Below are 5,659 nucleotides of genomic sequence, written 5' to 3'. Positions count from 1 at the left end.
GGGCTGTCGTTCACCGTGGAGGCCGGGGAGTGGGTGCAGGTCACCGGCGGCAACGGCGCCGGAAAAACCACCCTGCTGCGCCTGCTGACCGGGCTGGCGCGTCCGGACGGCGGCGAGGTGTACTGGCAGGGCGAACCCCTGCGCCGCGTGCGCGACAGCTTCCATTCCGGCCTGCTGTGGATAGGGCACCAGCCGGGGATAAAAACCCGCCTGACGGCGCGGGAGAACCTGCATTTCTTCCACCCCGGCGACGGCGCGCGCCTCCCGGAGGCGCTGGCGCAGGCCGGTCTGGCGGGATTTGAGGACGTGCCGGTTGCCCGGCTCTCGGCCGGACAGCAGCGCCGGGTGGCGCTGGCCCGCCTGTGGCTGACCCGCGCCGCGCTGTGGGTGCTCGACGAGCCGTTCACCGCCATTGACGTTAACGGCGTGGCGCGCCTCACCCGGCGGATGGCGGCGCACACGGCGCAGGGCGGGATGGTCATTCTCACCACCCACCAGCCGTTGCCGGGGGCCGCGGACACCGTCCGCCGCCTGGCGCTGACCGGCGGGGAGGCTGGGCTGTGATGTGGCGTGTCTTCTGTCTCGAACTGCGCGTGGCGTTCCGCCACGGCGCGGACATCGCCGGCCCGCTGTGGTTCTTCCTGATGGTCATCACCCTGTTTCCGTTAAGCGTCGGGCCGCAGCCGCAGCTGCTGGCGCGTATCGCGCCGGGCATCATCCAGGTGGCGGCGCTGCTGGCCTCGCTGCTGGCGCTGGAGCGGCTGTTTCGCGACGACCTGCAGGACGGCAGCCTGGAGCAGCTGATGCTGCTGCCGGTGCCGCTGCCGGCGGTGGTGCTGGCGAAGGTGCTGGCCCACTGGGCGGTGACCGGCCTGCCGCTGATTATGCTCTCCCCGCTGGTGGCGCTGCTGCTGGGGATGGACGTGTACGGCTGGAAAATCATGGCGCTGACGCTGCTGCTCGGCACGCCGGCGCTGGGGTTTCTCGCCGCGCCGGGCGTCGGGCTGACGGCCGGCCTGCGGCGCGGCGGCGTCCTGCTGGGCATTCTGGTGTTGCCGCTGAGTGTTCCGGTGCTGATTTTCGCCGCTGCGGCGATGGACGCGGCATCAATGCATTTACCCGCTGACGGCTATCTGGCGGTGCTGGGGGCGCTGCTGGCGGGCAGCGCGACGTTAAGCCCGTTCGCCACCGCGGCGGCGCTGCGCCTCAGCGTGCAGTAGCGCCCCGGCGCGACGGACATTTTACTGGTTTCAGGAGGTCAGGTGACGACTATGTGGAAAACCCTTCATCAGCTGGCGGCGCCGCCCCGGCTGTATCAGATTTGCGGCAGGCTCGTGCCGTGGCTGGCGGCGGCCGGCATCATTGTGCTGGCCACGGGCTGGGTCCGGGGCTTTGGTTTCGCCCCGGCGGACTACCAGCAGGGGGAGGGCTACCGCATTATGTACCTGCATGTCCCGGCGGCCATCTGGTCAATGGGTATCTATGCGGCGATGGCGGTGGCGGCGTTTACCGGGCTGGTCTGGCAGATGAAAATGGCCAGCCTTGCCGTCGCGGCGATGGCGCCGGTGGGGGCGGTGTACACCTTCATCGCGCTGGCCACCGGCGCGGCGTGGGGCAAACCGATGTGGGGCACCTGGTGGGTGTGGGACGCGCGCCTGACCTCGGAGCTGGTGCTGCTGTTTCTCTACGCCGGGGTCATCGCCCTGTGGCACGCCTTTGACGACCGTAAAATGGCCGGGCGCGCGGCGGGCATTCTGGTGCTGGTCGGCGTGGTGAACCTGCCGGTTATCCACTATTCCGTCGAGTGGTGGAACACCCTGCACCAGGGCTCGACGCAGATGCAGCAGAGTATCGACCCGGCGATGCGCTCGCCGCTGCGCTGGGCCATCGCCGGCTACCTGCTGCTCTTTATGACGCTGGCGCTGATGCGGATGCGCAACCTGATTTTACTGATGGAAAAACGCCGCCCGTGGGTGAGCGAACTGATACTGAAAAGGGGGCACCGGTGAGTCCGGCATTTTCATCGTGGAGCGATTTTTTCGCCATGGGCGGGTACGCCTTTTTTGTCTGGCTGGCGGTGGCGATGACCGTGGCGCCGCTGGCGCTGCTGGCGCTGCACACGGTGCTGCAGCGCCGGGCCATTCTGCGCGGCGTGGCGCAGCAGCGGGCGCGCGAGGCGCGGATGCGTGCCGCACAGGCGCAACAGGAGGCCGCGTGAACCTGCGACGTAAAAACCGGTTACGGGTGGTCTGCGCGGTGCTGGCGGGCCTGGGGCTGACCACCGCCCTGGTCCTGTACGCGCTGCGCGCGAATATCGACCTGTTCTATACCCCCGGCGAAATTCTCTACGGCAAGCGCGAGACGCAGCAGCTGCCGGCGGCGGGCCAGCGCCTGCGCGTCGGCGGGATGGTGATGCCCGGCAGCGTCAGGCGCGACCCGGACTCGCTGAAGGTGAACTTCAGCCTCTACGACGCCGAGGGGTCGGTGACGGTGAGCTATGAGGGGATACTGCCGGACCTGTTCCGCGAGGGGCAGGGGGTGGTGGTGCAGGGCACCCTGGAGAAGGGCAACCACGTCCTGGCGCACGAGGTGCTGGCCAAGCATGACGAGAACTACACCCCGCCGGAAGTGGAAAAGGCGATGCAGGAAAACCACCGCCGCCCGCAACGCGCTGATAAGGACACCTCATCATGATGCCTGAATACGGCACCGCGCTGCTGTGCCTGGCGCTCGGCGTGGCGCTGCTGCTGTCCGTTTACCCGCTGTGGGGCGTGGCGCGCGGCGACGCGCGGATGATGGCGTCGGCCGGGGTGTTCGCCTGGCTGTTGTTTATCTGCGTGGCGGGCGCGTTTTTCGTGCTGGTGCACGCCTTTGTGGTTAACGACTTCACCGTGGCCTATGTCGCCGGCAACTCGAACACGCAGCTGCCGGTGTGGTACCGGGTGGCCGCCACCTGGGGGGCGCACGAGGGCTCGCTGCTGCTGTGGGTGCTGCTGATGAGCGGCTGGACCCTGGCGGTGGCGGTGTTCAGCCGGCCGGTGCCGGCGGATATCGTCGCCCGGGTGCTGGCGGTGATGGGAATGGTCTGCGCCGGTTTTCTGGTGTTCATCCTGTTCACTTCCAGCCCGTTCGCCCGCACGCTGCCGGCCTTTCCGGTGGAGGGGCGCGACCTGAACCCGCTGCTGCAGGACCCGGGGCTGATTTTCCACCCGCCGCTGCTGTACATGGGCTATGTCGGCTTCTCGGTGGCCTTCGCCTTCGCCATCGCCGCGCTGCTGAGCGGGCGTCTGGACAGCGCGTTCGCCCGTTTTGCCCGCCCGTGGACGCTGGCGGCGTGGGTGTTCCTGACGCTGGGCATCGTGCTCGGCTCGGCGTGGGCCTACTACGAGCTGGGCTGGGGCGGCTGGTGGTTCTGGGACCCGGTGGAGAACGCCTCCTTTATGCCGTGGCTGGCGGGCACCGCCCTGCTGCACTCGCTGGCGGTCACCGAACAGCGCGCCGGCTTTAAGGCGTGGACGCTGCTGCTGTCCATCTGCGCCTTCTCGCTGTGCCTGCTGGGCACCTTCCTGGTGCGCTCCGGGGTGCTGGTGTCGGTGCACGCCTTCGCCTCCGACCCGGCGCGCGGAATGTTTATCCTCGCCTTTATGGTGCTGGTCACCGGCGGTTCGCTGCTGCTGTTCGCCGTGCGCGGGCACAGGGTGCGTTCGCGGGTGAACAACACGCTGTGGTCGCGCGAGTCGCTGCTGCTCGGCAACAACGTCCTGCTGATGGCCGCCATGCTGGTGGTGCTGCTGGGCACCCTGCTGCCGCTGGTGCACAAACAGCTGGGGCTGGGCAGCATTTCGGTGGGGGAGCCGTTCTTTAACACCATGTTCACCTGGCTGATGGTCCCCTTTGCCCTGCTGCTGGGGGTGGGGCCGCTGGTGCGCTGGGGCCGGGACCGGCCGCGTAACATCAGGAAACTACTGCTCACCGCCCTGGTCTCCACCCTGGCGCTGTCGGTACTTTTGCCATGGCTGCTGGAAGATAAAATCATCGCCATGACGGCGGTGGGGATGGCGATGGCCTGCTGGATTGCGGTGCTGGCGGTGGCCGAAGCCGTACAGCGCGTGTCCCGCGGCACGAAAACCTCTCTCAGCTACTGGGGAATGGTGGCGGCGCACCTCGGGCTGGCGGTGACGATTACCGGCATCGCCTTCAGCCAGAATTACAGCGTGGAGCGTGACGTGCGGATGCGGGCGGGCGACAGCGTGACCATTCACGACTACCGCTTCACCTTCCGGGAGGTGCGGGACATCACCGGCCCCAACTACCGTGGCGGGGTGGCCCTCATCGGGGTGACGCGCCACGGCGAGCCGGAGGCGGTGCTGCACGCGGAGAAACGGCTCTACAACACCAGCCGGATGGTGATGACCGAGGCGGCGATTGACGGCGGGCTGACCCGCGACCTGTACGCCGCGCTCGGGGAGGAGCTGGACAACGGCGCGTGGGCCGTGCGCCTGTACTACAAACCGTTTGTCCGCTGGATATGGGCCGGGGGGCTGCTGATGGCGCTGGGCGGGCTGCTGTGCCTGGCGGACCCGCGCTACCGCCGCCGTAAACCATTGCCGGAGGCCGGATGAAACGCAACGTACTGTTATTACCGCTGCTGATTTTTCTGCTGATTGCCGCGGCGCTGCTGTGGCAGCTGGCGCGCAACGCGCAGGGCGATGACCCGACGAATCTCGAATCGGCGCTGACCGGAAAGCCGGTGCCGGCGTTCCGCCTGGAATCGCTGGAGACGCCGGGTCAGTACTACCAGGCGGAGGTGCTGACGCAGGGGAAACCGGTGCTGCTTAACGTCTGGGCCACCTGGTGCCCGACCTGCCGCGCCGAGCATCAGTACCTGAACCGGCTGGCCGCGCAGGGTATCCGGGTGGTGGGGCTGAACTATAAGGACGACCGGGAGAAGGCGGTGGCCTGGTTAAAGGAACTGGGTAACCCGTATGCGCTGAGTTTATCGGACAGCGACGGGATGCTGGGGCTGGACCTGGGCGTGTACGGCGCGCCGGAAACCTTCCTCATCGACGGCAGGGGGATTATCCGTTACCGCCATGCGGGCGATTTGAATGCCCGGGTATGGGAAAGTGAACTGAAACCGCTGTGGGACAGATACAGCCGGGAGGCGGCGCAATGAGACTGTTACCGGGCATGGTGATGCTGATGCTGGCGCTGGTTATCTCCGGGTCAGCGCGGGCGACCACCGACGTGATGCCGTTTAAAGATGAAGCGCAGGAGCAGCAGTTCCGCCAGCTCACGGAGCAGCTGCGCTGCCCGAAATGCCAGAATAACAGCATTGCGGACTCGAACGCGATGATAGCCACCGACATGCGCCGCAGGGTGTATGACCTGATGCAGGAGGGGAAGAGCCGCCAGGAAATCATCGATTACATGGTGGCGCGCTACGGCAACTTTGTCACCTACGACCCGCCGCTGACCCCGCTGACGGTGCTGCTGTGGGTGCTGCCGCTGGCCGCCATCGTGGCGGGCGGGTGGATAATCGTTGCCCGCACGCGCCGGCGGGTGCGCCTGCGCCGGGAGCCGCTGCCGGCGGACACCCCGGTTTGCGGCGCGCGCGCCGGGTGGGGCGTTTACGTGCCGGGGGCCGTCATTGCGCTGG

General features: G+C 67.6%; 8 protein-coding genes. All 8 read left to right on the top strand.

Translation table 11 applies throughout. The annotated features are described in order from the left end of the window. Positions 1-564: cytochrome c biogenesis heme-transporting ATPase CcmA (gene ccmA / locus NA624_RS22860; RefSeq protein ID WP_079848465.1), on the top strand; the 564-nt coding region annotated here is incomplete at its 5' end. Next, positions 561-1,220: a heme exporter protein CcmB gene (gene ccmB / locus NA624_RS22855; RefSeq protein ID WP_000990033.1), complete on the top strand. Its 660-nt coding sequence runs from the start codon at positions 561-563 to the stop codon at positions 1,218-1,220. The genes ccmA and ccmB, both read left to right, overlap by 4 nt. A gap of 51 nt (positions 1,221-1,271) precedes the next feature. After that, the gene (locus NA624_RS22850; protein ID WP_000266007.1) at positions 1,272-2,009 is read left to right on the top strand and encodes a heme ABC transporter permease; all 738 of its coding nucleotides are present in this window, start codon (positions 1,272-1,274) and stop codon (positions 2,007-2,009) included. Next, positions 2,006-2,218 carry a heme exporter protein CcmD gene (ccmD, locus tag NA624_RS22845; protein WP_000074110.1) on the top strand — a complete coding sequence of 71 codons (213 nt, stop codon included), beginning with the start codon at positions 2,006-2,008 and terminating at the stop codon, positions 2,216-2,218. Before NA624_RS22850 ends, ccmD begins: the two co-directional genes overlap by 4 nt. After that, positions 2,215-2,694 carry a cytochrome c maturation protein CcmE gene (gene ccmE, locus NA624_RS22840; protein WP_001053598.1) on the top strand — a complete coding sequence of 160 codons (480 nt, stop codon included), beginning with the start codon at positions 2,215-2,217 and terminating at the stop codon, positions 2,692-2,694. The genes ccmD and ccmE overlap by 4 nt, the downstream gene beginning before the upstream one ends. After that, complete coding sequence (locus tag NA624_RS22835; protein ID WP_080187576.1) at positions 2,691-4,622, top strand: heme lyase CcmF/NrfE family subunit; 1,932 nt, start codon at positions 2,691-2,693, stop codon at positions 4,620-4,622. Before ccmE ends, NA624_RS22835 begins: the two co-directional genes overlap by 4 nt. Further along, complete coding sequence (gene dsbE, locus NA624_RS22830; protein ID WP_000828301.1) at positions 4,619-5,176, top strand: thiol:disulfide interchange protein DsbE; 558 nt, start codon at positions 4,619-4,621, stop codon at positions 5,174-5,176. Before NA624_RS22835 ends, dsbE begins: the two co-directional genes overlap by 4 nt. After that, the coding region (locus NA624_RS22825; RefSeq protein WP_023215044.1) for a cytochrome c-type biogenesis protein at positions 5,173-5,659 on the top strand (487 nt) is incomplete at its 3' end. The genes dsbE and NA624_RS22825, both read left to right, overlap by 4 nt.

The organism is Salmonella sp. NW38 (assembly GCF_051807745.1).
Taxonomy (GTDB): domain Bacteria; phylum Pseudomonadota; class Gammaproteobacteria; order Enterobacterales; family Enterobacteriaceae; genus Salmonella; species Salmonella enterica.
The sequence above is the reverse complement of the archived record's forward strand: the minus strand, read 5'-3'. Positions and strand labels throughout refer to the sequence as shown.

What these genes read in the sequence shown, in the direction of transcription:
- NA624_RS22850 (WP_000266007.1), top strand. Translation starts at nt 1,272, where the DNA reads ATGTGGAAAACCCTTCATCAGCTGGCGGCGCCGCCCCGGCTGTATCAG.
- NA624_RS22835 (WP_080187576.1), top strand. Translation starts at nt 2,691, where the DNA reads ATGATGCCTGAATACGGCACCGCGCTGCTGTGCCTGGCGCTCGGCGTG.
- dsbE (WP_000828301.1), top strand. Translation starts at nt 4,619, where the DNA reads ATGAAACGCAACGTACTGTTATTACCGCTGCTGATTTTTCTGCTGATT.